Genomic DNA, 25,965 nt, shown 5'->3' with positions numbered 1-25,965 from the left:
TTTTAATTACATCGGATATTTCGCTTTTATTCTTTATTCGTGTCGACAGCGAGCCGATTTTCCCGATTGGCAATTTCCCATGCCGTGTAGAATGCAAGCTTTTCACGTTTAACCATCAACGGGAAGTCGATCTTGTCATAGGTATCTGCAGGCGTGTGATAATCCGGATGCAAGCCCGAAAAGTAAAAGACTGAGGGTATACCTTTCTTGGCAAAGTTGTAATGATCGGAGCGATAGTAGAGGCGCATAGGATCCTTTGGATTGTCGTAGGTGTAGTCGATCTCCATTTTCGTATGTGTCTCATTCTCACTCTTATTGATTTGATACAATTCCGAACTCAATTTATCTGAACCAATTGCGTGAATGTAATTGTGATTTCCTTTGAGATGCTTATCGTCTACACGGCCAATCATGTCAATATTTATGCAGGCTACAGTATTTTTCAATGGGAATACTGGGTTTTCGGTATAAAATTTGGATCCTAATAGTCCTTTTTCCTCTGCCGCGTAGGTAATGAACAAAATACTGCGTCTAGGGCCATTTCCAGCGGATTTAGCTTTTGAAAAAACACGTGCCAACTCAAGGACGGCTGTTGTGCCCGAGGCATTGTCATCGGCCCCAAAGAAGATATTTCCTTTGGAATCTATTCCATCGTGGTCATAGTGGCCTCCTATCACCACGACTTCATCTTTTTTATCTGTTCCTTCCAGGTAACCAAGAATATTTGGGTCAGCCAAAGTAGCGGCATTGGTACCAAACTCCGCTTTAAAATTAGTAGGAATAACAAAAGAACTTGGTTGTCCAGATCGATTAATCTTTGAAACTATAGCGGTAAGGTTAGTTCGCGCTAGATTCAAAACATAGTTGGCCGCATGATCAGTAATATTGACAACAGGGATCATAGGCGACTTCTCTGGTGCGGGTTGATCTATAGCTAAATTGTAGCGTCCTTCCGTAGCTCGGTCTCCGGCATCTTCCAAAAGTTGAGATAACTGACTATTAATAGCCAATATCATCTTAGGATTGTGTTTAAGGATTTCCTTAACTTTTTTATTTCTGGTTGTTGACCAATTAGATGGAGTCTTTGTTTTGCTGATCCATGAATTACCCTTTTCATCTGTTGGTTCATGCTCGTTGATTAGCATAACGATCTTATTGTGGAGATCCATACCAGCGATATCCGAATATTTGGGATCATCAATACCATAGCCAATAAAAACGATTTCATTACCCTCGAAAAACTTGTTTTCATTGTTGCCAATGACAAAAATATCTTTGCCATGTTGAAAAGGTCTATCATTAATACTAAATTGCTTTACCTTGAAGCTGTTTCGAATAAGCTGCAGGGGCTGGAAATAAGATCCATCGACAGGTGCAGTAAGGCCATACTTTTTAAATTCATTGGCTATATATTCCGCAGCTAGGCGTCCTCCTTTTTGCCCCGTTCCTCTGCCTTCAAAATCGACAGAAGCTAAAGTGCGCAGATGCTTTTGCGTAGATTCTACCGTGATTTCCTCCGCATATTTACTGTTTACGTCCTGTGCTTTAGCACAGCTCATCAGCGAGCATGCGATCCAAAGCAGGTTGTATATTTTTTTCATTGTTTATTTTTTACTGTTTCTAGTTTTTAAGCTTTATCTTGAGTTTTTAGTTGGCTCTACATCCGCTATCAACTTGCAGATAGATCTGAGTATGTTCAGTATCTGCACAATATAAAAAAAAAAAGCGGATGAAAAGTATCATTTACCTCTCATCCGCATCTTAAAATATGTTAATTTATTAACAGCTGCAAGCGATTTTGTCTACCCGATTAGCGTGACGTCCGCCTTCGAATGCTGTGTTTATAAATGTATTGATAATCTTTTTAGCAAGCTCAAGATCGATAAAACGTGCTGGTATACACACTACGTTTGCATCATTATGCTGACGGGCCAAAGCAGAGATTTCTTCCAACCAACAGATAGCAGCGCGAATATTTTGGTGCTTATTGGCTGTGATCGCAACTCCATTTGCACTGCCACAAATTAAAACTCCGGCATCTGCTTCTTTATTTTCCACTGCTGATGCAACCGGATGTGCGAAATCTGGATAGTCAACTGAGTCTGGAGAGTTTGTTCCAAAATCTGTTACTTCATAGCCCAGTTCTTTCAAAAAGCTTACCAAAGCTGTTTTGTACTCAAAACCCGCGTGGTCACTTCCAATTGCAATTTTCTTTACGCTGCTCATTTTTATTGTTATTTTATTTTTCTTGTGCTAATTTTTTTCTTTTAACATCCGCAGAAACCATAATACTGATTTCATATAATAGGAACATTGGTGCCGCAACTGTGAGCATGGTGATCACATCTGCCGAAGGTGTTATAACCGCTGCTATCACTAAAATAATGACTGTTGCATAACGACGGCTGGCTCGCATAAATTCTGGAGTCATAATACCGATTTTAGAGAGAATAAATACCAGTATCGGAAGTAGGAAAACAATACCACAGCCCAACGTTAAAGTTGAAATGGTCGAAAGGTAATTATCAATGGTAATCTGGTTGACGATTTCATCACTTAACGATACATTTGCTAGAAAGTTGATGGACAATGGTACAACGATGTAGTATCCGAAGAGCGCCCCTAAAATAAACAATAGCGAAGCATAGAATACAAACCCACGGGCAGACCGTCTTTCTACGTCTGTTAATGCTGGTTTTACAAATAACCAAATTTCAAAAAGGAGATAAGGGAAACCCATCATCAAAGCCATCAATAAACAGGAGTTTATCTGAAGCATAAATTGACCTGCTAGTTCGGTATTGATGATATTAAAAGGAATTTTTTTTACACAAAAGTCTGCCAGATTGAAAGCGTCGGCTGCTTTACACATCATGCGATAGGTCCAAAAATTTAGATTTTTTGGCCCCATGATGATATCGTTGAATACGAAATCATAGAATGTAAAAGCAATACCTGCAAAGATACAGATCGCAATTGCTGAACGGACCAAATGCCATCTTAAAACCTCAAGGTGGTCAAAGAACGACATCTCTGCTTCTATGTTCTTCCCTTTATCTTTAATAGCTTGTATAAGATCTTTCGAATTAGGTGTACTCATAAAAATTGTTTGAAAACAAAAATACCATTCTTATTGTAAAGAATGGTATTTTTTATGTGTGTAAAGATAATTTTATTTAATCTTCTACAGGATATTCAGTTAGATCGAAAGTTTCCATAAACTTCGTCGTGAAATTACCTGCTCTAAAGTTAGGATCACGCATCAATCTTAAGTGCAAAGGGATGGTTGTTTTGATCCCTTCGATGACAAATTCGCTTAGTGCTCGTTCCATCGTGCTGATTGCTTCCTCACGTGTTTGTGCCACAGTGATTAATTTCGCAATCATCGAATCGTAATTAGGCGGAATCGTGTATCCTGAATATACATGGGTATCTACACGTACTCCATGCCCACCTGGTGAGTGAAAGTTCGTGATCTTACCTGGAGAAGGGCGGAAGTTATTAAAAGGATCTTCTGCATTGATACGACATTCAATGGCATGCATCTGCGGTTCATAATTTTTTCCCGAGATCGGAATTCCCGCTGCCACTTTAATCTGTTCTTTGATCAAATCAAAGTTGATGACTTCTTCCGTTACTGGATGTTCTACCTGGATACGGGTATTCATTTCCATAAAGTAGAAGTTACGATGTTTGTCAACTAAGAATTCGATCGTACCTGCGCCCTCATAGTTCACCGCTTTGGCACCTTTCACAGCAGCTTCACCCATTTCTGCTCTCAACTCAGGAGTCATAAATGGAGATGGAGATTCTTCGATCAGTTTTTGGTGCCGGCGTTGAATTGAACAGTCACGTTCAGATAGGTGGCATACAGTGCCAAATTGATCACCTACAATCTGAAATTCAATATGACGAGGTTCTTCCACATATTTTTCAAGGTAGATTCCATCATTACCGAAAGCTGCCGCTGATTCAACACGTGCAGAATCCCAAGCCGGTTCGAATTCTTCATCTTTCCAAATGATACGCATCCCACGACCACCGCCACCAGCAGTTGCTTTGATGATAACAGGATAACCGATTTCATTGGCTAATGAAATGCCTTCTTTTACATTTGAGATCAAACCTTCTGACCCGGGCACTGTAGGAACACCAGCTTTTTTCATGGTATCCTTAGCACGCGATTTATCACCCATTTTCTCGATCTGTTCGGCTGTAGCACCAATAAATTTAATGCCATACTCTGCACATATCGCTGAAAAGCGCGCATTTTCGGATAAGAAGCCATATCCTGGATGGATAGCATCAGCATTTGTCAGTTCGGCAGCAGAAATAATATTCGGAATGTTTAAGTAAGAATCTCTACTTGGAGGAGGACCAATACAAACGGCTTCATCCGCAAATCTTACGTGTAGGCTATCTCGGTCAGCAGTAGAATATACTGCAACACTTTTGATACCCATTTCACGACAGGTACGGATAATGCGCAGGGCAATCTCTCCTCTATTAGCAATTAATATTTTTTTGAACATTGTCTTGAATTATGAAGTTTGCAAAAAAATGTAGCCCTTTGGAGGCTACATATATTCATTTACGCAATTGTAAATTATTTAGGCTCAACTAAGAATAATGGTTGGTCGAACTCAACAGGTTGAGCATCTTCTACCAAAATCTTAACGATTTTACCTGAAACTTCAGATTCAATTTCGTTGAATAATTTCATTGCTTCAACGATACATAATACAGAACCTGTATTGATATCATCACCAACATTGATGAAAGACGGTTTGCCAGGTCCTGCAGAACGGTAGAATGTACCGATCATTGGTGATTTGATTGTAATCAAGTTTGCATCTGCATTTGTAGCTGGCGCTGCAGGACTAGCTACAGGAGCTTGTGCCGCCGCTTGCGCAACTTGAGGAGCAGCGATAGGGGCAACAGCAGGAACAGAAGCTGTCACATACGTAGGCTCTTGATTTGTTTTTATTGTAATTTTAAAATCTTGCTCTTCAATCGAGACTTCATTCACACCTGATTTTGAAACGAATTTAATCAAGTCCTGAATTTGTTTGATATCCATACCCATAGTATTCTAGGTTTTGTTTGTTTCTAAAAAATTCTAACTGTCAAAAGTAATAAATTATACCATAAAATGGACAATTAATACGCCCATTTTAAATAGATGGATCCCCAAGTGAAACCACCGCCGAAAGCGGCAAGGATAAGATTATCTCCTTTCTTCAATTGCGATTCCCATTCCCATAAACACAAAGGGATTGTACCACTCGTTGTGTTACCATATTTTTGAATGTTCACCATGACCTTCTCATCCGGCAGTCCCACGCGCTCTGCTGTAGCATCAATGATACGTTTATTGGCCTGATGAGGTACCAACCAAGCGATATCTTCCGATTTAAGATTGTTTTTGACCATCACTTCGTGCGCAACATCTGCCATATTGGTTACCGCAAATTTAAATACAGTACGGCCTTCCTGATAGGCATAGTGCAATCCTGCATCTACCGTTGCATGTGACGCAGGGTTAAGTGAACCTCCACCTTTGATATTCAAAAATTGTCCCCCAGAACCATCGGTTTTTAAAATAGCATCTTGTATACCCATCCCTTCTTCATTAGGTTCCAGTAGTACACAACCACAACCATCACCAAATAGGATACAGGTATTGCGGTCTTGATAATTGATGACCGAAGACATTTTGTCTGCACCGACAACGAGTACTTTTTTGTGTGTACCAGCAATGATAAATTGCGTTGCCGTATTCAAGCCGAACAAGAATCCTGAGCATGCAGCCTGAAGATCAAATCCCCAAGCATTGGTCGCTCCAATTTTATCGGCAAGGATATTAGCTGTGGCAGGGAACAGCATATCTGGAGTACTGGTACAAAAGATGATAAGATCGATATCTGTAGCAGCTATGCCTCTTTTTTTCAATAAACCTTGAACCGCAGGTACAGCAAGATCTGAAGTAGCAAGCCCTTCGCCTTTTAATATGCGACGCTCTTTGATTCCCGTTCTGGAAACGATCCACTCGTCGTTAGTGTCGACCATTGTTTCCAATTCTTTGTTGGTTAGGATGTAATCTGGAACGTAACCATTTACAGCCGTAATTGCGGCGTGAATCTTTGACATAAATATTCTAATTGAAAATAGATCTGATGCTGTCAATGAACTTAGACTCGATCATATCTCTTGAAAATAAAACCATATTTTTAATGGCCTCAGGTGTCGAAATACCGTGGCCAATAATGACAGGAGCATTCACTCCCAGGATGGGGCTACCGCCGTACTGTTCGTAGTTGAATCGGTCGAAAAAATCATCTTTAAAACCCTTTTTCAACGTTACTACATAAAATGATTCTGCAAGTTTCAAGACGACGTTTCCTGTAAATCCATCACAGACATATACGTCTGCATGGTCACTGAACAGGTCGCGACCTTCTGCATTTCCGATAAAGTTAATTTTGTCGTTGGCTTTTAGTAGGGGGTAGGTAGAGGTTGTTAGGATGTTTCCTTTTTCTTCTTCTTCTCCGATATTTAATAATCCGACTTTAGGGTTGGATACATTAAACACATGTTCGGCAAAGACACTTCCCAAGATTGCAAATTGGTTCAACATCTCTGGTTTACAGTCCGCATTTGCGCCGACGTCCAATAAGATCCCGAAGCCTGATTTCAATTTGGGAACGATGGATGCTATAGCAGGACGCAGTACGCCTGGGATAGCTTTAACGCTGAACATCGAGCCCACGAGCATAGCGCCGGTGTTACCAGCAGAAGCGAATGAGTCGATTTCTTTGTTTTTTAAATAGTCAAATCCCTTCGCAATACTTGAGTTGGGTTTTTGAGTTATTGCTTTGGTTGGATGTTCACCCATTGCAATGATTTCTGGAGCCTCAACATATTCAAAGTCAGATGAATTCCCTCCGGCTTGATTGATTAATTGTTTTGTCTCTTCAGTTTTACCAAAAAGGACTATTTTTTGGTCTCCAGTAAGCTGCTTTTGTGCTTCAATAGCACCTGTTATCGTTGCTTTAGGAGCATAATCTCCTCCTAAAATATCTAAACCAATCTTCATCCGTTATTATTTAGTAAATCAATAATACGCAAAAAACATCCCAAAGTAAAGCAAATTCCTAAAATAGTGCTTGTCTGGGATGTTTTGGCGTTATGAAAGGTTTACCTTAGACAACAGCTGTATTTTCAATGATCAATTTACCGTTGTAGTACAAATTTCCGTCTACAGTATATGCACGGTGAGGTAAATGAACTGCGCCAGTTTCTTTACATACTGTCAAGCTTGGAGCTTCAGCTTTATAATGTGTTCTTCTTTTGTCTCTTCTTGATTTAGAAGTCTTACGTTTTGGATGTGCCATCTCGTATTCTTGTTTTAGTTATTTTTAATATTTCTCAATGCTTCCCAACGTGGGTCGATAATTTCTTCTTCTTTTTGTTCCTCTGATTCTGGCTCGCTTGTGAATAATGCGAGCATCTCAGGATCACATTGTATGCCTTCTCCCTGCTCTTCACATTTGACGATATAGGGAACAGCTAAATTAATGTATTCATACAATAGCTCAGCTATATCCAACTCATGGTCGCTTTTGGATAAGATCAATACCTCTTCAGTATTATCTGTCCAATCTTCATCCGTGAATTTGACTAATATCCGCTCTTGAATTGAAATCGGTGACATAAACTCTTTTAAGCAGGTATCACAAGTCAACAGAATTTCACCTTGGATATCAAAATGCAATATCAACAGGTTCTCCTGTTTTTGCAACTCAACTTCTGCTTTCAGATTGCCATCTTTTACAATCGAATGTTCGTAGCAGTCAAAGAACTTTTTATTAATGTCAAACTCAAAATTGTGCTTTCCAGCGTTGAGCCCCGAAAAGGGAATTCTATATTGTTTTAGATGTTTCACAATCTTGCATTTGAGCCTGCAAAGGTATGTATAAAATCATTAGGATCGAAATATTTTTTTTAAATATTCTAAGACCAAGCTTTATAACTACCAATGATAGGGCTTATTCATAATAATTTTTGCCTAACTCTATCTTTTCGCGCCCATTTGCCATGCGCCATTTATTCGTGTCGCGCAGCGAATAAGCGCAGCCGCAATACTCCTGCATATAGAATTTCTCCTTCTTGGAGACTTCCAACATACGGGCCGAACCACCTTTCTTACGCCAGTTGAAGGTCCAATATTCCATACCTTCATGGCGAGAAGCCGCACGTAAACCGCAATCGTTGATTTGCTCCATATTTTTCCAGCGAGAAATGCCCAATGAACTTGAAATCACATCAAAGCCATTCGCTGATGCATATTCCGCTGTTTTTTCAAAACGCATATCGAAACACATCGTGCAGCGAATGCCTCTCTCAGGCTCTTGTTCCATCCCCTTGGCTAAATCAAACCAATGGTCTACGTCATAATCTGCATCAATAAAAGGAATATGATGTTTTTCGGCAAATCGAATGTTCTCCTCTTTGCGTAAATCATATTCTTTGCGTGGATGAATGTTTGGATTGTAAAAATAAATCGTGAAATCGATATCTGAAGCAATGAGTGCTTCCATTACTTCTCCAGAACAAGGAGCACAGCAGGAGTGTAAAAGTAATTTCTTGCCTTCTCCAGGTAACGTTAATTTCTCCCTTACAAATTCCTTATTTTCCATAATCGTATATCCTAACAAAAACAAAGGCAATTTTAATCAAAAAGTAGCGAATTGACAAATATTTCCGTTTTACTTTGAAGGGGTTGCCCTTAAAAGAATCATATAAATTCATTTATATTCTACATATATTAGTAGATTTGTATGTTTAACGCAATACACTATTTTTAATAAAAAAATATGAAATTTTCGTTTCAAGCCTGTATTATCATAGTATTCATCAGTATGATAGGTTTTGTTTCCTGTAAGAAATTGGATGATGAACCAACAAACGAAGGACGCATCACGCAGATATCAAGATTGTATATTTCTTTTTTGGATTATGATCCGAATAATTCTTCCCTGAAGAATATGATGATTGTTGATCCAGCAGACACCAACAATTTGGATAATATCTATCAATACCTATCTCCGGCTAAAGGGGGCGGGCCGATTCTCTTTGATGCGAATGCTAAGGCCGTCTTCCAGGCAAGTATTACACCGCAGGATACATTTTTACAAGTTATTCCATTTGCAAATGATATCTATGGGATTCCTGGTAATTCAGGCGCAATTGGATACCGTGGTTTTACGAATGTCATGGGCTTGGCCTACTACACGTTTTCGCAACAAAATAGTGCTACTTCAGCGACAACGATTCCGTTTCTTTTAGCCGTGACAAACCGTGGAGCCGGTAGCTCCATGTTGTATGCCATTAGTACACCTTCTGGGAAGGTCGGCTCCAAGGGTGGAGCACCTATTATTGACAAGCAGATAAATCTGGGAACTGTTGTTCCGAGTTCGCTGACCCTGCTCAATGGCAGCGATAACAATGATAAGTTAGTAGTTATAGGTTTTAATAGTGACGGCTCAGGTAAGGGAAGTGGATTTGCTGTTTATGCCAATCTTCAACAACAATTGATTAATCAGGCGCGTGATACAATTATTGAATCAGATAAATTCAAGCCAATGATGAAAGTCTATATCAAAGGAAGAACACAACTGGGTCCCGTATCTTATGCACCCAATAAGGGCTTATTCGCGGTAACATCGGGTAAAGACGTATTATTTTTTAAAAATCCTGCCGCTTTGTTTAGTGGGACTACAGACAAAACAGATGTCGAACCTGATTATGTTGTCGGTGGCGCAAATACGGGCTTAGAAAAACCATGGGGAGTAGCGATTGATGATCGGGCCAACGAAGGAAAATTCTTTTATGTTTCTGATCTAACGAATCGTACAATTTCACGCTTTCCATTGTTAGAAGAAGGCAACATACAACCCAATATCACAGCGAAAACGTATGGAAGTCTAAATCCAAATTATATCTTTTTGGATGGTCGTTCGACTACAAACTTTTAATAAATAGTTTAAGCAAGCAGTTCAAACAGTGTTCTGATTTCCTGTTGCTTGCTTGAACTTTCATGCTCTTCGTAGGCAGACATCAAATTTCGTAAAGCACGTTTAATGATTGTAACATTATCGCAGGGATAGGTAAACGCTCTATCTGGATATAGGTTCAGTTGCTTCAAAAACGAATTTACATCACTTTTTTGCATTATCTGACCGCGGTTGAATGCATTGATGTAAAATAGAACTTGTTCATTCCCTTCTTCGTCCATATCCATATACGCCAACACAAAATGCTTTGGCAAATTAATTCCATAGATTGGAATGTCCAGTTTCTGTGCAATGATGCTGTAGATGCATGATAAGGTTAGGGGATTTCCTTTTTTTGTGTCAAGCACCTGACCAATATAGGAGTTCTGTGGGTGATGATAGTCCTTTGTATTCCCAGCTAAGCCGAAAGACCCAAAAAGAACGTGGTTCATCAAGTTCACTTTTTCCAGTGGAGTCATGTCGTAATGAAGGCCTCGCCATACCTCAGTTTTGAGGTCTTCTATCGCCAAAACAATTTTATGGTTTTCATAAGAAGGATATTGATAATTATTGAGGATAATTAATCCTTCCAATAGGTTGAATGAGTTGCTCAGGCTCCAGATCTGTAGCTCGTTTTTGATCTGATCAAACTGAATTTCATGAATGATATTTTCCAGACGTCCTTGTATATGGGCATCAAAGCTCGATTCCCAAAATCTTTCCAAATAGGGTACAATCTCAGGGCCTTGACTTTTTAATTGATGTTCAATTTCCTGAACAATCTGTTGGTCGGTGTCGTCCAACAGGGATATTAGCGATTTCAACTCTCTCTCATTCATCCTAACGAAGTTAAAAAATTGATTCGAGAAATACTATACAAAAATCCCCCTCCCAGTAATTTACTAACCGGGGAGGGATTATTCAGGTTAATTTGGCGTACAATTATTTAAGCTGACCATCCAGCATATTGACAATTCTTTTGCCGTATTCTGCATTCTTTTCCGAATGCGTTACTTGTATGATCGTCACACCGTCATCGTTGAGCTGTTTGAATAAATCCATGATTTCTTCACCCTGCTTGGAATTTAAATTGCCCGTAGGTTCATCGGCCAGTAATAATTTAGGCGAACCTGCTAATGCACGTGCAATACCGACAATCTGTTGTTGACCACCAGATAACTGCGCTGGAAATAGGTCTTTCTTTCCAACGATGCCAAAACGATCGAGCATATCGGCCACAATGGCTTTTCTTTCTTTGCTTGAAATGTCTTTATAGATCAAGGGCGTTTCGATATTTTCGTATACAGTCAATTCATCCAAGAGATGATAAGCTTGAAATACATAGCCAATATGGGACTGGTAAAGCTGCGTTCTTTTTTTCGCTTTCATTTCCAATACATTCTCGCCCATAAAAAAATACCCACCCTCGTCAGGTTCATCAAGCATACCGATAATATTCAGCAGGGTCGATTTTCCAGACCCCGATGGACCCATGATGGAGATAAAATCGCCTTCAGCGATATCTAGACTTACATCTTTAAGGACGAATGAGCGTGTACCACCTACATTATACCACTTGAATAAATTTTTTAATTGTATCATTTCTTAGTATTGAGATCTTAGATATTTGTATTTATATTTTTTTAGTCATCATAATTACTGTTCGACTGCGGAATAAGGTCCCTCACTGCTCATATTATCTTTTATTCATCGCGCAGGCTATCTACTGGATTTGTTTTGGCGACTTTTATAGATTGAAAGCTGATGGAAAATAATATCAACATAAATATGCAAAATATTGGAATCAAAAACGACCACCAGGACAGCTGAAGTGAATTCCATTTATCGTAACTCGTTTCCCGATTGATGTATTGATAGGAAAGGATAAAACCTGTAAAACCCAGGGTCAGACCAAGAATATTTAAGAAAGTAAAACCTTTGTTTTTTAGGAGTTTGCGCCAAGCTAGTTTGAAATCATTTTTTGCCATTTTTTAAAGGATATTATGTTTAAACTAATGCGAACCAATTCACTCAATTAAAATTACAATACCCTTGCCAGTGTCGTAATATTTTTATTATAAATCACTTATCGTATTTTTGTTTTGTTATTGGATGTTCGATTTCGAACAGTTTTCGTTCACAATCGAACATCCATTCCCCCTAAGCCACTGGTTCATTGCCCACACGTAACAGGCATGGCAATTACCAAGGCAACAAACACCAATTTTTAAGTTCTCCTGACTTTATTCATCTCTTAGACTATCGACGGGGTTGGTCCTGATAGCCTTCCAGGTCTGATAACTAATGGTACCTAAGGCGATGAGGATAGCGCCCATGCCGGCCAAGAAAAAGTACATCCAGTTGATATCTATTTTATAGTTGAAATCTCTGAGCCATTGGTTCATTGCCCACCACGCAACAGGTGAGGCAATGACCAAGGCAACAAACACCAATTTTATAAAGTCTCCAGACAGCAGTTTCAGTAATCTCATCGTACTTGCGCCAAGCACCTTCCGCACACCGATTTCTTTTGTCCGTTGTTGTGTCACATAGGTGGCTAGTCCAAAGAGACCGAGGGCGGCCACAAAAATGGCGACGATTGCAAAACAGCTGAATATATTTTTCGTCCGTTCAACATCTTGATAAAGGGAAGCAAAGCTCTCATCCAAAAAACTGTAATTGATCTTTTGATTGGGTGAAAATTTATTCCATACACTGTTAATTCCGCTCAGGGTCTCCTGTAGGTTTTCGGGTTTAACTTTAATGGATAAAAGTGAGGGATAACCCCGTAATACCATACATAAGCCAGCGTATCCTTTACCTTTCAGCGACTCAAAAATAAAATCGTCCACAACACCAACGACTGTCCAGGTATCGCCATTGGTTATTTTTGATCCGATGGGATTTTTTAATCCCAGGTCATTCGCCAATTTTTGGTTGATGATGGCAGCCGTGCTGTCTGTGGCCATGTTGGAATCGAAATTTCTACCTTTGTTCAGTTGCAATCCGAAGGTCTCAAGGTAATCCTGGTCAATCTCCCAAAACTGTCCCTGTGTCGCCATATCGATCTCCCGTCTGCCCTCATTCCAAAATGGGTTGCCGTTTCTTTTGGCACCATCAATGGGAACTGGAATAAAATCGCCTAAGGAAACGGAACTTACATTTGTAATGGACTTCAACTCATTTTTAAGGCTTGGGATCTGATTCCCCAATGTACCAATACCACGTAGGATAATGACCTGTTCCTTTTTGAAACCTAAATCTTTTTCAAGGATATAACGTATCTGTTGATTGGTCACCAAGGCACTTACAATAAGGATGATAGACGTAGCAAACTGAAAGACGACAAGGCCATTTCTGAATAATGAAGATTTTGCTCCGGTGGTTTTGTTTTTCAATGCGGCAATCGGTTTGAATCGAGATAAATACAAAGCTGGATAGATTCCGGCCAGGCTGCCGATGATCAATATTGCCAATAATAAAGATGGGAAAAAGTAAGGAGATGTCCATGGGATGGTGAGGGACTTATTGGCGAGATTGTTGAATATGGGCAACAAAAACCAACTCAACAATAGACCAACAAGCAAAGACAATACACTATAACAAATTGCCTCGAGCAGGAATTGTCCGATCAATGATATCCTTGTCGAACCAATTGTCTTTCGGATGCCAATTTCTTTGGACCTTGTAGCAGCATTGGCGGTCGATAGGTTAATAAAATTGATACAGGCAATCAAAAGAATAAACAATGCGACGATGGCAAAAGTCCAGACCATGCGGACATCTCCCCGATTCAATGTACTGACTTTATCGTCATCGATATCGGAAGATTTCAAATGGATGTCAAGTGCATTTTGTAAGTTGATTTTTGCCTGTTCGAATAAAGGATTGAGTTTACGTCCTGATTTTTTATATTCAGGTAAATAGTGCGCTTTATAATTTCTTAAAATCTCCTTTTCGGTTTGTTCGATATTGAATTGCGGCTTTAATTTAACGTAGACCGTATAATTATTGCTGAGCCATTGGTTCTGTTCGCCGGGATAAAAGGGTTCGCCTGCGAGCGACATGAAAAAGCTATAACCTGCTAAAGTGGAGTTTTTGGGTATATCTTCGATCACGCCGGTAATGGTATACAGCTTGGATCTGTTATTGTTCAGATAAATGGTCTGTCCGATAGGATCATTTTTAAAGTATTTTTCTGCTTTACTTTTTGTAATGACCAGTGTATTGGGTTGATCCAATGCGTGGGCAAGAGTTCCTGAAACCATGGGTGTCGGAAACATGTCAAGAATAGATTGATCAATATAGACAAAGCCATCATCATAAAAGCTTTGTGGATTATCATTCAGGGAGAGCTGGTTACTTCCGGCGCCAAATAAAGGGTTAGGGAGTATTCGGCCAGTTTGCTCGATAGCGGGAATTTCGGCTTTCAGCGTCGGGGCAACGGGAGCCGAGAGTGATACCCAACGTTGAATTTTACCTTCGATCGGGAGCTGAACGACGAGACGATAGGTGCGATCCATTGCTGGATAAAACTTGTTGTAACTGGTCTCATGCTTGATATACAGTACGATGAGCATACAGATTGCGATACCAAAAGCAAATCCTCCGATCTTTATAAAAGAATAGAGCTTATTTTTTGCCATGTTTCGCCAAGCGATTTTAAGACTATTTCCTATCATAACAATACATTTTTAAGATCTTATTGGTCGATCGGTAATCGACCAGTTAATCTAGACATTAGACTGAAGTCAATTGTATTGCCATTTTGTTAAGTTGTTGGTTTTTAGTTTTTTTGTCTTGTTTGTTGGATTTTGAGGCTGTACGATATCGAACAGTTTTTCGTCCAATACCGCACAGATCATCTTATTAAAGGGCTCTAGGAAGGCATCCTAGTCCTTAATCTCTTTCAGTTGGAGATGTTCGCAAAGTTCAAGCATCATTTTGGCCGGATCTGTATCAATGGCCAGAGCAATCAAATACATTTCATCTAAACGTAATTTAGAGGTCTCGGTCATGGTCAATTCATTAATTCTCGCTTTACTCAATCCTGTTTTGCGGGCAATCTGGGATTTATTCACAGATTTCTTCGCTAGAAATTCGCCTAGTTTTGTCATCCTTTTATTTTAATAATCTGTCCTTTTGTATAGATAAATATAGATAATGTTATTTTTATTTATACAAATGTTTTTGTTTTTGAAATATTTTCTATTTTTTTGTATCGAAAATCTATATTATTTCAATGTACCAATTATGAAAACAGCGAAAATTCAAAAAACTTACACCAATTATAAACTTTCATTCCCTTTAGCTAAATAACAGTTTGCTCGATTTAAATTTGCACACCTACGGCTTATTTTTTCTTATTCATCCCGCAAACTATCTACGGGATTGATGCGGGCTGTCTGGAATATCCGGATAGCAATAATCGTTAATGTCGTCAAACCCATAAACAATCCCGTGAAAACAAAGAGAGCAATCGGAACATCGATATGGTAGTAAAAGTTTTCCAGCCATTTGTGTATAAACCACCATGCTATGGGGAAAGCAATCAGAATCGCTATCAGCAGGAGTAAAATAAATGATTTGGAAATCATATAGGTGATCGTATTTACCGAAGCACCGAGCACTTTACGGATACCAATTTCTTTTACTCTTCGTTCTAACGTATAAATGGCAATGGCTACGATCCCTAAGATAGCAATCAGCATACTGGCTCCTGTAAAAAGTGCCAATTGTTGGTACTGCTTTTTCTCTTTGTTATACTGATGAAGTACCTGATCTTCCTGCCAGTTGATCTGCGCTATCCGGTTAGGGAAAAAGTTGTTCCAAGTGCTGTTTACCAGTGCTAAAGCTTCCTTTTTCTTACCTTCTTCTACGCGGATAAGCATACAGCTGCCTTCCCATTCATTTTGCGCTTTAATCGCAAAAGGACCGATCGGAAACTTTAGACTTGCTCCGTTGAACTCTTTAAATATGCCTACGGGTGTATTGTTTAAAGGCTCATTGCTCTTATTAAGTTTTAAAGACAGCCGTTGGGCGGTCTGTTCGGAAACGAGCATATTGGTAAAGACCTGTTGCCCGGCCTGTATCGAATCCGTAAATGGCCTATCCAGCGCATAGTCCGCACTTAAAGGCCGGCCATTCAGGAGCTTTATACCCATTGTTTTGATGTAATCATAATCCGCATAGACAAATACAACTGGGAGTTCTTCGTTCGGATTGATAGGGTCTTTTACTGTTTTAAAATCTACACTGCCACTAAAGGGCGTCCAGCTTGTGAGACTGACCGAAGAAATGTACGAATGTTTTAATAGCTCTTGTTTGAAGGCCTGATCTTTTCCGTCCCAGGAGGTATAATTGATGGTCAAGAGATTTTTGGGGGCATAGCCAAGATCTTTGTTGTACAGGTAATGCAATTGTGCCCGCATGGACACCATACAAATCGCTACGACGATGGCAATGGCAAACTGTACAATCACCAGCACTTTGGTAAATGCCATATTTAGCGGGAGCTTGAAGAAAGAAAGCTGTTTCCGAAGTTCTAGGGACGGCCGTGTTTTTGATAGTGACAAGGCCGTAGGTAGGCTACAAAGCCAGCCCAGAATGATCCACATGGATAGCAATCCAACAAACATGAATAGGGAATGTTGGTAGCTCATGGTCAATGGATGTTCTAAATAGTGTTCAAATGCAGGACTGATAAGCACGTAACTCAAAAATGCAATCAGAAAAGAGCCGGCAAAGAGTATGTTACTCTCTAGGCCCATTTGTAGGATCACATTTTTTCGGCTTGCTCCCAGTACTTTGCGTATACCGATCTGCTGTGTGCGTTTGAGTGCATGGGCAAAGCTCAAGTTGATGTAATTGATACTGACCAACACAAGGATCAAGATCCCTATTCCTGCTAGCAGATAAATGTCTTGCATCGGGTTTTCCCAACCTGTAATACTTCGCAAGTGTATATCTGTGATGGGCTCAATAAAAAGATTGTGCTCTTTCATCCAATCACCTAGTTTTTGCGTATTATACCACTTGTTTATCTTGTCTGAAAAACTTTGAACATCAGTTGTACTTTTGAGCAATAGAATTTGTGTTTGTAACGAACCACTTTTTTCGGGATTGAATTCATTCACCTTAGGCATCAGCACGAAGGCTTCTGCCTGGAAGGAAGAGTTATGGGGCATATCCTCAATAATGGCATTAACATAATAAGCTTCGGGTTCCCCTTCTTGAGGTTTATTGTAGAATGTGCTACCGAGCACGTCTTTGCCACCGAAGTATTTTTGTACCCCAGAAGCTGTCAATGTGATATTTTTTGCTCCGGAAATAACCTGTTTCGGATTACCTGCGATGATTTTTGTATCAAAAAGATGGAAAAAGCCGCTGTCGACTTCCAGCGTATTGATTTCGGTAAATTGCCCTGAGCGCTTGTTTATTGTTAATTTTGGTGAAAATGAATTGATTGAAGTATAGCCAAGTACTTCTGGGAAATGAGCTTTTAATGTTGCAGAGATACCTTCAGGAGCTCCCGAATTATTGTTTGTGAATTCTTTCTGCGTTTCTTTGGGCACAATGCGCATTCTGTAGAGCGCTTTGGAGTTGCTCCATTGTCTGTCGTAGGAAAGCTCATCAACGACAAGCGAACTGATTAGCATAAAAACCAGCAGGGCAATCGTTAAACCAACGAGGTTTGATAGCGAATAGATACGATTGCGCATCAATGTCCGCCAGGCGGTTTTAAGATGGTTCTTTATCATAGGGTTTATATGTATTGGTTTCGTTAATTATTCATCTCGTAATTTTTCAACGGGATTAAACCGAGTTGATCGAAATACAATAATGCCCACCAATAAACTCAGCAAACCAATCAAAGTCCCCAACGGTAACAAGTAGGTAAACGCATTGATTTCTATTCTGATAATGTAATTTTGCAGCCAGTATTGCATCAATAGATAACTCAATGGAACTGTCGTTAATGCCGCAAATAGGAAGATTCCGTAGTACTCTTTTGAAAAGAGCAACATCAAATGTGCTAGGGAAGCCCCAAGTACTTTACGAATGCCGACTTCTTTATTGCGCAGATGGATGGAAAGCGATATTAATCCGGTAAGTCCCAATACAACAATCAGCAGCGAAACAACCGTAGCAATCTGGGAAGCGCGATGCAACTGCAGCTCAGTTTCATATAAATTTTTGATACGTTCATCCATAAATTGATATTCGAATGGAGCATCGGGCAACAACGTTTTCCACTTTTTTTCGAGTTGTTGTAATGCATTGGAAAGGGAGCCTTGCTGTAAACGGATGCTAAAGTATCGATATTGTAAGCTTTCCTGTACATCTGTCCAGACGATAGGAGGAGAGGCCTGATGAAGTGAATTGGCAACAAAATTGTCTGCAACGCCCACAATAGTCATTTTGTAACTGGGATCAGCCAGAGCAATTTGCTGACCAATAGCTTGCTCGGCATTTTTAAAACCAAAATCATTCATGGCCTTTTTATTGATAACAACTGGATTGTTATTCGCATTGGCAACATAGTTTTTAGGGAGAAAAGTTCCAGCAACTAGTGGTATCTCATACGTTTCCAAAAAATGACTATCACTTGTAATCCGTTGTACCTGGATTTCTCTGTCATCTGTCGTCCCGAAGGCAGGCTGCATATTGGACCCAAGCAATCCGGGAGTTTCATAAGATAAGCTTATTGATTTTACTTCTGGCTGTTGGCTGAGTTCCTGTTGTACGGTCTCCATTTTGCGAACACCATTTACGGACCAATCTCTAGGTACCTGAACGGTTAATAAGTAGTCTTTGTTGTAGCCTAGATTGCTATGGAGAAATAGATCCACTTGTTTGGAAATAATTAAGGTGCAGACAAGTAGGAGCAAGGCTACCCCAAATTGAAAAAACAAAAGAATTTTTCGGACCAGCTGTTTGCCCTCCAGCGTCGAAAACTGGCTTTTGACTGCCGGAAGTATTGCGACATTGGAAAGTTTAATGGCTGGATAGAGCCCCGCTGATAGACCAATGAACAACGTCATTATAACCAGTAGACCAAAAAAGTAAATCGGTAATTCCACCAACGAGGGTAGCTTGCGCATCAAGACATGTTCGAAGATTGGACTTGTGATGAAATAAATTGGAAGACTGATCAATGCTGCTATGGCCACAATCAGAATATATTCGGTCATCAGCTGTCTAATAAGCTGCATGCGAGATGAGCCCATCATCTTTCGAACACCGATTTCCTTTAATCGCGTAATGTGCTGAGCGATACTAAAATTGACGAAATTGATGATGGCCATGATCAAGATGAAGGTGGCAGTCCAAACCAGCGTCTGTATCATTTTACGGACGGCCCCTTGGTTGTCATCCAAATAATAAGTTTTCAATGGTTTTAGATCAGGGCTATATTCACTGGAAAATTCCTTATCGGTATTTTTTCTTACCAACGTTTCAATGGCGGCATCTACGCGATTCAAGCTTACACCTGGTTTCAATTCGATGTAACCGGCAATATAAGGGTTATTCCAATTGTCTATCGATCGGCCAAAGAATTGCTCGTTGGTGATCGGTAAAAATATGTCGGCATGCATATTCTTTGTGAGATCCATAATGGCATTTTGAACATCGGATTTGATGATTGCTGTAATTTCAAAATCCTGCTTTTCACCCTTGAAATTTTTTATCTGTAGCGATTTGCCGAGTACATCCACATGACCGAAATATTTTATGGCTGCTTTGTCACTGATAACAACTGAAAAGGGATTATTTAAAGCCGTATTGGCATTGCCCGCCAGAATATGAAATCCGAACATCGTCAATAGACTGGGATCTCCAAGAGACATGCCTTCTTCATGTACTGTCGCACCGTTTGCTACGATACCGGTCAATCCATCAATCCGATAATAATTAGAGACCAGATTGGGATACTCCTCATATAAAGCTTTTGGGAGTGCCCCTAATGTAGTTAAGTTAATACCAAATCCTTCTTTCTTATACTTGCTTTGCAACAAAAATTGCCGATCAATATTTTTGATATTGCTATTCACTTGATGTACATCCCATACATAGGCGCTCACAAGTAGTAGAAAAGTAATACCGCAGGTCAATCCGATTAAATTGATCAGATTTTGCACTTTTTTCTTTTCGATATTTCGCCAAGCAATCTTGAAGTTTGTAAAGTTCATTGTCTTAAATATGAATTTATTTTGGTCGTGGAGCTGCTGATACCTTGTGCTCTACTTGAAAAATTAAGAATACAAATGTTTGGCCAAGTAGTTATCCTGTTGATCATTAACGGATTGCATTCCTGATTCTTTTACTCGCTGTTCGATATCGGACAGTGCTTTGTCCATAGCTGAACAGACGAGTCTATTTTATTCATCACGTAGACTGTCGACAGGTTTTGTTAGGGCAGCACGTATCGCTTGTGAACTTACCGTAATTAAAGCAATAAAAACGGCTAGCGCGCCTGCTAGTACAAACATCCACCATTGCATCTCAATTCGGTATGAAAAATTTTCTAACCATTTGTGCATCATCCACCAAGCTAGGGGTGAAGAAATGATAATGGCAATTAGTACGAGTTTGACGAACTCCGTGGAAAGCATGCGTGTGATGTCGGGCACTGTAGCTCCAACAACTTTTCGGATCCCAATTTCTTTTCTACGTTGATTGGCTGTGAAAATAGCCAAGCCAAATAAACCAAGGCAGGCCACAAAAATGGTCAGCCCCGCAAAGATGCTCAGTAACTTACCCGTTTTCACTTCTGCTTGGTAGGTCTGTGCGTATCGCTCATCCAGAAAGGAATAGCTGAATGGAATGTCTGTTGGAAAGGAACGATAGAGAGACGCTAATTTTTGAATGAGCTTCTCCATATCGGTTGTTTGGGTTTTGAGAATCAAACTCCTGGCTTGATCGCTAAAACCGAGGTAGAGAAATTGCGGGTTAAATTTCTCCATGCTATTTTTAAATTATTCTTGATCATATTGAGGGGCCACTTTGTTATTAAAAATGAATATTTACTCGTTTCGTAAGCTATCTACTGGATTGTTTAGTGCGGCACGTATTGTTTGGAAATTGACAGTAATGATGCTGATCAAAAAGATGGCAAGCGCGGCAAGGATAAAGAACCACCATTGTACGCCCACATTGTACGCATAATCTTCAAGCCATTTTTTTGAAAAATACCCCGCTATTGGACTGGCAATAAAAATAGCCAAGGTGGATAAGATGAGATAATCTTTTGAAAAGAGACGTGATATGTCGAGCACTGTTGCGCCTAGTACTTTGCGTATGCCAATTTCTTTGGTGCGCTGTTCGAGATTTTGCATAATCAATCCTGTAATTCCTAAGGCGGAGATCAACAATGTCAATGCACTGAATAGGATAAATAATTGCACTTGCTTGTTCTCTTTTTCATATTGCTGTGCAATCAACTCATCTATCCAATGGAAGGAAACGTGTTTATCAGGATAGGTATTTTGTATAATTTGAGATACCGATCGAAAGATTTGTTGTTCTTTTCCTTCCGCCACTTTTATCAGAATATTGCCACTTCCATTAAAATCTTTAGCCAAAATCACCGTCGGTACGATCTTGAAACGAAAAGACTCACTATGGAAATCTTTAATGATTCCGACGGGGATAATTTGAAGGTCTTTATACAGGATACCGAGTTTTTCTATCCTAAGCTTTTTTGCCGTACTTTCCGTCACAAGGGCATTATTGATACCTTCGTCTTCTCCCAGATCCATTTCAATAGGCGTATAATCTTCTGGGGTCAATAATCGACCTTTAACCAACTGGATTCCCAATGTCTTGGGCAAATCGACATCGCCACCGATGAAACTGACTTGGATATTTTTCCCTGGATCGTCCTTGTCAACGATTGTCTTGGCAAGGTCGCCTGACCCGATTGTCGGCGTCCAGGCAGCGACGCTGACCGATTCAACCCCGGTAAGTTGACCAATTCGATCTTTTATATTTGTATTTTGTGTACCCTTGTTAAAATAATCGATGTTCAGCACATTTTTGACTTCCATTCCCAAGGGAGCTGCTTGCATATAACTGAGTTGAGACTTGATTGTTATAAGGCCAATGATGACGATAATGGCAATGCTAAACTGTGTAGTGATGAGCATTTTTTTGATAAAGACTTCCGCATCGGGAATTTTTGATAGCTTATTTTTTAAGGCATCTGAACTCTTAATACCAGAGATCAGCCATGCAGGATAAAAACCAATTAGCAGGCCGAGGGCGATTGCTGTCGTCATAAAGGCCAATAGCAAAGGGAGCTGTATGGATTTAATATAAGCGAGATCATAGCCTATAAAGTGTTCCAGTTGGGACAATCCAAGTCTAAAAAGTACCAAACTACATAATGCAGAAATAAAAAACAGTAGGATTGTTTCTAACAGCATTCGTCTGATCATCTGGGCTCGGCTGGCCCCCAATACTTTATGTATATGAAGTGCTCTTAATTTTTTAACTGTTCTTACAGCGTAAATATTAATAAAATTGATGCAGGAAATAATAAAGACCAAAACGGCAACACCCACAAATATGTTTGTTGTTTTTTGGCTGCCGCTGATATCTACACTGCCTAATGGCTCCATATAGATATCCTGAATAGGCTGCAGGCGAAAGGAAGTCACATGTTTTGTGTTAGGACTGAGGTATCCTTTATACCAATGATTTAGTTTCTGCTCGAGATCTATTCTTGGTGTCCCGGGTTTTAGTTGTACAAATTGTTCGGTGTAGTAGCCTGAGCCATCCTTGCTTAATTCCATTGCTATTTTGGGGACTAAAGCAATGGCGGAAGCTCTGAGCGTTGAATTATAAGGAAGATTATCCATAACACCCGTGATGATATAATCGGATGGCTTATCGGTATAGGGGTCGGCACTTTGGATGACTTTGCCGATGACATTTTCGTTCTTAAAGTACTTTTCTTTGAATTCTTTGCCGATGAGCAAGTTTGTTTTTCCATGGACCAGCTGTTTGGGATTGCCTTCGAGAACCTTGATGCTCAACATATCCAAGATATTTATTTCCGACTCCAAAACCTGTATGGCTATAGGCTGTGCTGAGCTTGCATGCGGTTTTAAATAATATTTTCTGGATTCTATCCGAGCCTCATTTTGAATCTCCGGAAGTACTTGTTTGAGTTCCGTACTTAAATTAACGAATGTTCTGGACATTTGGCGTTCAAGGCCAGCCGTTGAATCTATAGTGATAATCCGAAAGAGATGATCCGCATTTTTCCAGCTTTTGTCGTACGAATTTTCTTCAATGACAAGAGCAAATACGAGAAGACACAAGGAGAACCCAATACTTAGGCCCAAGATATTGATCCAAGTATATTGTCGGTTGACAGTGATGCTGCGAAGGGCAAGTTTGAATGAATTCATCGTCTTCTATGGTTTAAAGCTTTCGAAAAAAATGTTGTTAAACTTTTAGCTACTCATCGCGTAAACTATCGACAGGATTACCTAATGCAGCCTTAATCGTTTGATAACTTATAGTAGCCATACTGATTAAAATTGCCATCAATCCAGCAATGGCAAAGTAATACCAATGGATCGCTATTCGATAGCTATAATCTTGCAACCACTTGTCCATTGCCCACCACGCGATAGGCGTCGCTATAAAAATAGCGATAACGACAAGCTTGATGAAATCAATTGAAAGTAAATAAGTTACTTGGGTGACACTTGCACCAAGAACTTTGCGAACAGCAATTTCTTTCATGCGCGTTTCCGCCATGTACGCGATCAGTGCCAGTAAGCCCAAACAGGAAATAAAGATCGTCAATCCTGCAAAAACCAGCGCTAATGTACCTATAGCCTTTGTTTCCTTAAACTTTTGTTCATAGGTTTTGTCAATGAACTGATATTCAAATGGGTAATCTGGGTTGAATTTTTTAAAGATAGTTTCAATTGTTTTTAAGTTGTCTGCGATGTTATTGTTTGTATTTAAACGATAATGAATCGTTGTAAACCAAGCCCTTGGGCCCAAAATAACCATAGATTTTTTATCCCCAAAAGGCGATCCCATAATAAAATCTTTGACAACGCCAACGACTTTCCATTTGGTGCCATCGCCATCCACAATGCTATTTACAGGGTTTGTAAGATGAAGACTTTTAACGGCAGACTCATTTAAAATTAATGCAGTACTGTCTGTTGCAAATTTATATATGTCGATATCACGCCCTTGAATCAAAGTGAGACCAAGATTTTTTACCGCATCAGCGTCCGTACTAAAGCGGTTGTAAGAAATTCTTTTGTCCTCTTCGGTCGGTGTACCGGACGTAAATCCCCAACCATTGCTATAAAAGTCTGTTACTGGCGACATGTTCTTCGATACAGAGACAACAGCATTGCTGGCCAAAAGCTCGTCCCGGAGGATTTTATAATTCTTTTCCAAGTCACCTTTAATACTGCTGTAGAGCAAACCATTTTCATTATAGCCGCGGTCGCGCTGTTTAGTATACTGGATCTGTTTTGCCACAATGACTGTAGCGATAATCAATATAATAGCGAGGCTGAACTGTATAACAACGAGTATTGAACGAATGTTAAACCCTTTACTCTTCGAAACAAATTTTCCTTTCAAAGTTTTGATCGGTTGAAATGAGGAAAGGAAAAAGGCTGGATAAGTACCTGCTAATATCCCTGTAAACAGTGCAAATGCGAGTAGAAAAAGCCAGGTCTGTAGGCTCAATAGGGAAAGACTAAGATTTTTACCAACAAGATCATTGAAAAAGGGCAGCACTATAAAGACAAGTAAAGTTGCGAGAACCATCGCAATTAAACTAATTAGTATGCTCTCAACGAGAAATTGAGCCATTAGGCTTGCCTTACTTGCACCAATTACCTTACGGACACCAACCTCTTTTGCGCGACGCTCAGAACGTGCTGTGCTTAGGTTCATAAAATTGATGCTGGCTACTAATAAAATAAAAACACCGATCCACGCAAAAAGCTTGACAATATCAATCCGTCCCGAAGTATAATTTCCACCTTTACCATTGTTATACAGAAAAGAATCGGGATAAGGAAAAGCAAAAATCTCCCCTGTGTTTTTCGCTGATAAGCGACCCTCTGCCTTATTGCTGGCATTGATATGATCCCTTAAATAGGTCTTGATCTTACTATTAAATGCTGTTAAAGAAGCACCATCTTTTAATAAGACATAAGTACTTATTGAATTATTGCTCCAGTTGTCATCCACATAACCAATTATTTTTGCATATTCAAAAGGAAGAAGTATGTCAAATCTGAAACTTGAATTACTCGGGATATCTTTGATAACAGCTTGTACATCAACTTGATTGACCGAATCTATTCTAACCGATTTGCCTATTGGATCCTCATCGCCGAACAGCGACTTTGCATAGCTTTCAGTAAGAACAACACCTTTTGGGTGATCAAATTTAACATTCTGTTCGCCTTTCATAAAAGGAAAGGAGAACATCTTGAAAAAGCCGGGATCGACAAAAACTGTGTTTGCAATAAGCTTCTTTTCTTTAAATGTCGTTAAAAATTCGTGTCCCTCATTGTATCGTGTAAACGCTTCGATATCTGGGAAATCAGCGGCCAATGAGGGCCCTAATATTTTAGGTGTATATGCCCAGGCCGATTTATCGCCCTTAAATTCATCACGATTACTCAAGACATGGAGGCGATTCCCCTTTTCATGAAAGCGGTCCATCGTCAACATGTTCTGTAACCAAAGCACTATAAGCAATGCTCCGGCCATACCTATTGCCAACCCGATGATGTTAGTCATAGAAAACGATTTATTCTTCATTAGGTTGCGCCATGCTATTTTGATGTAGTTGCTTATCATAATTATAGTTTCCCTCTATTTGTTTTTAAAGTTGATTTAAAAGCCTAAT

At 39.7% G+C, this 25,965-nt stretch carries 21 protein-coding genes; 1 reads left to right on the top strand and 20 read right to left on the bottom strand.

Going from position 1 to position 25,965, the window contains the following annotated elements:
- Nucleotides 1-26: 26 nt before the first annotated feature.
- The 10 genes from QE382_RS20535 to QE382_RS20490 form a co-directional block, all read right to left on the bottom strand.
- Entirely contained in the window at nt 27-1,601 is a 1,575-nt protein-coding gene (locus QE382_RS20535; RefSeq protein WP_307187553.1) for a M28 family peptidase, read from the bottom strand.
- 178 nt (nt 1,602-1,779) lie between these two features.
- Nucleotides 1,780-2,226 (bottom strand): ribose 5-phosphate isomerase B, encoded by a 447-nt coding sequence (gene rpiB / locus QE382_RS20530; protein ID WP_294184119.1) that lies wholly within the window; start codon nt 2,224-2,226, stop codon nt 1,780-1,782.
- Nucleotides 2,227-2,239: 13 nt separating this feature from the next.
- A complete protein-coding gene (gene tatC / locus QE382_RS20525) occupies nt 2,240-3,100 on the bottom strand; it encodes a twin-arginine translocase subunit TatC (protein ID WP_293956473.1) in 861 nt (286 codons plus the stop codon).
- A gap of 76 nt (nt 3,101-3,176) precedes the next feature.
- Complete coding sequence (gene accC / locus QE382_RS20520) at nt 3,177-4,532, bottom strand: acetyl-CoA carboxylase biotin carboxylase subunit (protein WP_209581726.1); 1,356 nt, start codon at nt 4,530-4,532, stop codon at nt 3,177-3,179.
- Between the two features lie 74 nt (nt 4,533-4,606).
- Nucleotides 4,607-5,086 carry an acetyl-CoA carboxylase biotin carboxyl carrier protein gene (accB, locus tag QE382_RS20515; protein ID WP_307187552.1) on the bottom strand — a complete coding sequence of 160 codons (480 nt, stop codon included), beginning with the start codon at nt 5,084-5,086 and terminating at the stop codon, nt 4,607-4,609.
- Nucleotides 5,087-5,160: 74 nt separating this feature from the next.
- Nucleotides 5,161-6,150, bottom strand: coding sequence for a beta-ketoacyl-ACP synthase III (locus tag QE382_RS20510; RefSeq protein WP_293956477.1), 990 nt, complete (start codon nt 6,148-6,150; stop codon nt 5,161-5,163).
- A 7-nt stretch (nt 6,151-6,157) separates the two neighbouring features.
- Nucleotides 6,158-7,096: a phosphate acyltransferase PlsX gene (plsX, locus tag QE382_RS20505; protein ID WP_293879633.1), complete on the bottom strand. Its 939-nt coding sequence runs from the start codon at nt 7,094-7,096 to the stop codon at nt 6,158-6,160.
- A 106-nt stretch (nt 7,097-7,202) separates the two neighbouring features.
- A complete protein-coding gene (rpmF, locus tag QE382_RS20500; RefSeq protein ID WP_046672269.1) occupies nt 7,203-7,394 on the bottom strand; it encodes a 50S ribosomal protein L32 in 192 nt (63 codons plus the stop codon).
- Nucleotides 7,395-7,408: 14 nt separating this feature from the next.
- On the bottom strand, nt 7,409-7,945 hold the full coding sequence (locus tag QE382_RS20495; protein WP_307187549.1) for a YceD family protein: 537 nt from the start codon (nt 7,943-7,945) through the stop codon (nt 7,409-7,411).
- Nucleotides 7,946-8,048: 103 nt separating this feature from the next.
- Complete coding sequence (locus QE382_RS20490) at nt 8,049-8,699, bottom strand: epoxyqueuosine reductase QueH (RefSeq protein WP_307187547.1); 651 nt, start codon at nt 8,697-8,699, stop codon at nt 8,049-8,051.
- A gap of 177 nt (nt 8,700-8,876) precedes the next feature.
- On the opposite strand from QE382_RS20490, the gene QE382_RS20485 reads away from it, so the two are divergent.
- Complete coding sequence (locus QE382_RS20485) at nt 8,877-10,037, top strand: hypothetical protein (RefSeq protein ID WP_307187546.1); 1,161 nt, start codon at nt 8,877-8,879, stop codon at nt 10,035-10,037.
- A gap of 8 nt (nt 10,038-10,045) precedes the next feature.
- On the opposite strand, the gene QE382_RS20480 is transcribed toward QE382_RS20485, so the two are convergent.
- The 10 genes from QE382_RS20480 to QE382_RS20435 form a co-directional block, all read right to left on the bottom strand.
- Nucleotides 10,046-10,894, bottom strand: a complete 849-nt coding sequence (locus QE382_RS20480) for a transglutaminase-like domain-containing protein (RefSeq protein ID WP_307187545.1) — start codon at nt 10,892-10,894, stop codon at nt 10,046-10,048.
- A gap of 103 nt (nt 10,895-10,997) precedes the next feature.
- Nucleotides 10,998-11,657: an ABC transporter ATP-binding protein gene (locus QE382_RS20475; RefSeq protein ID WP_307187544.1), complete on the bottom strand. Its 660-nt coding sequence runs from the start codon at nt 11,655-11,657 to the stop codon at nt 10,998-11,000.
- Nucleotides 11,658-11,758: 101 nt separating this feature from the next.
- Entirely contained in the window at nt 11,759-12,043 is a 285-nt protein-coding gene (locus QE382_RS20470) for an ABC transporter permease family protein (RefSeq protein ID WP_307187543.1), read from the bottom strand.
- 255 nt (nt 12,044-12,298) lie between these two features.
- Nucleotides 12,299-14,701, bottom strand: a complete 2,403-nt coding sequence (locus QE382_RS20465) for an ABC transporter permease (protein ID WP_307187542.1) — start codon at nt 14,699-14,701, stop codon at nt 12,299-12,301.
- Between the two features lie 246 nt (nt 14,702-14,947).
- Nucleotides 14,948-15,172 (bottom strand): helix-turn-helix domain-containing protein, encoded by a 225-nt coding sequence (locus tag QE382_RS20460; RefSeq protein ID WP_307187541.1) that lies wholly within the window; start codon nt 15,170-15,172, stop codon nt 14,948-14,950.
- Between the two features lie 246 nt (nt 15,173-15,418).
- On the bottom strand, nt 15,419-17,815 hold the full coding sequence (locus QE382_RS20455; protein ID WP_307187540.1) for an ABC transporter permease: 2,397 nt from the start codon (nt 17,813-17,815) through the stop codon (nt 15,419-15,421).
- A 27-nt stretch (nt 17,816-17,842) separates the two neighbouring features.
- Nucleotides 17,843-20,248 carry an ABC transporter permease gene (locus QE382_RS20450; RefSeq protein WP_307187539.1) on the bottom strand — a complete coding sequence of 802 codons (2,406 nt, stop codon included), beginning with the start codon at nt 20,246-20,248 and terminating at the stop codon, nt 17,843-17,845.
- Between the two features lie 189 nt (nt 20,249-20,437).
- Nucleotides 20,438-21,022 carry an ABC transporter permease gene (locus tag QE382_RS20445; protein WP_307187538.1) on the bottom strand — a complete coding sequence of 195 codons (585 nt, stop codon included), beginning with the start codon at nt 21,020-21,022 and terminating at the stop codon, nt 20,438-20,440.
- A gap of 60 nt (nt 21,023-21,082) precedes the next feature.
- Nucleotides 21,083-23,473, bottom strand: coding sequence for an ABC transporter permease (locus QE382_RS20440; protein ID WP_307187537.1), 2,391 nt, complete (start codon nt 23,471-23,473; stop codon nt 21,083-21,085).
- 49 nt (nt 23,474-23,522) lie between these two features.
- Entirely contained in the window at nt 23,523-25,856 is a 2,334-nt protein-coding gene (locus QE382_RS20435) for an ABC transporter permease (protein ID WP_307187536.1), read from the bottom strand.
- Nucleotides 25,857-25,965: the final 109 nt, after the last annotated feature.

This window comes from Sphingobacterium zeae (assembly GCF_030818895.1).
In the GTDB taxonomy this organism is placed as follows: Bacteria; Bacteroidota; Bacteroidia; order Sphingobacteriales; family Sphingobacteriaceae; genus Sphingobacterium; species Sphingobacterium zeae.
The sequence above is the reverse complement of the archived record's forward strand: the minus strand, read 5'-3'. Positions and strand labels throughout refer to the sequence as shown.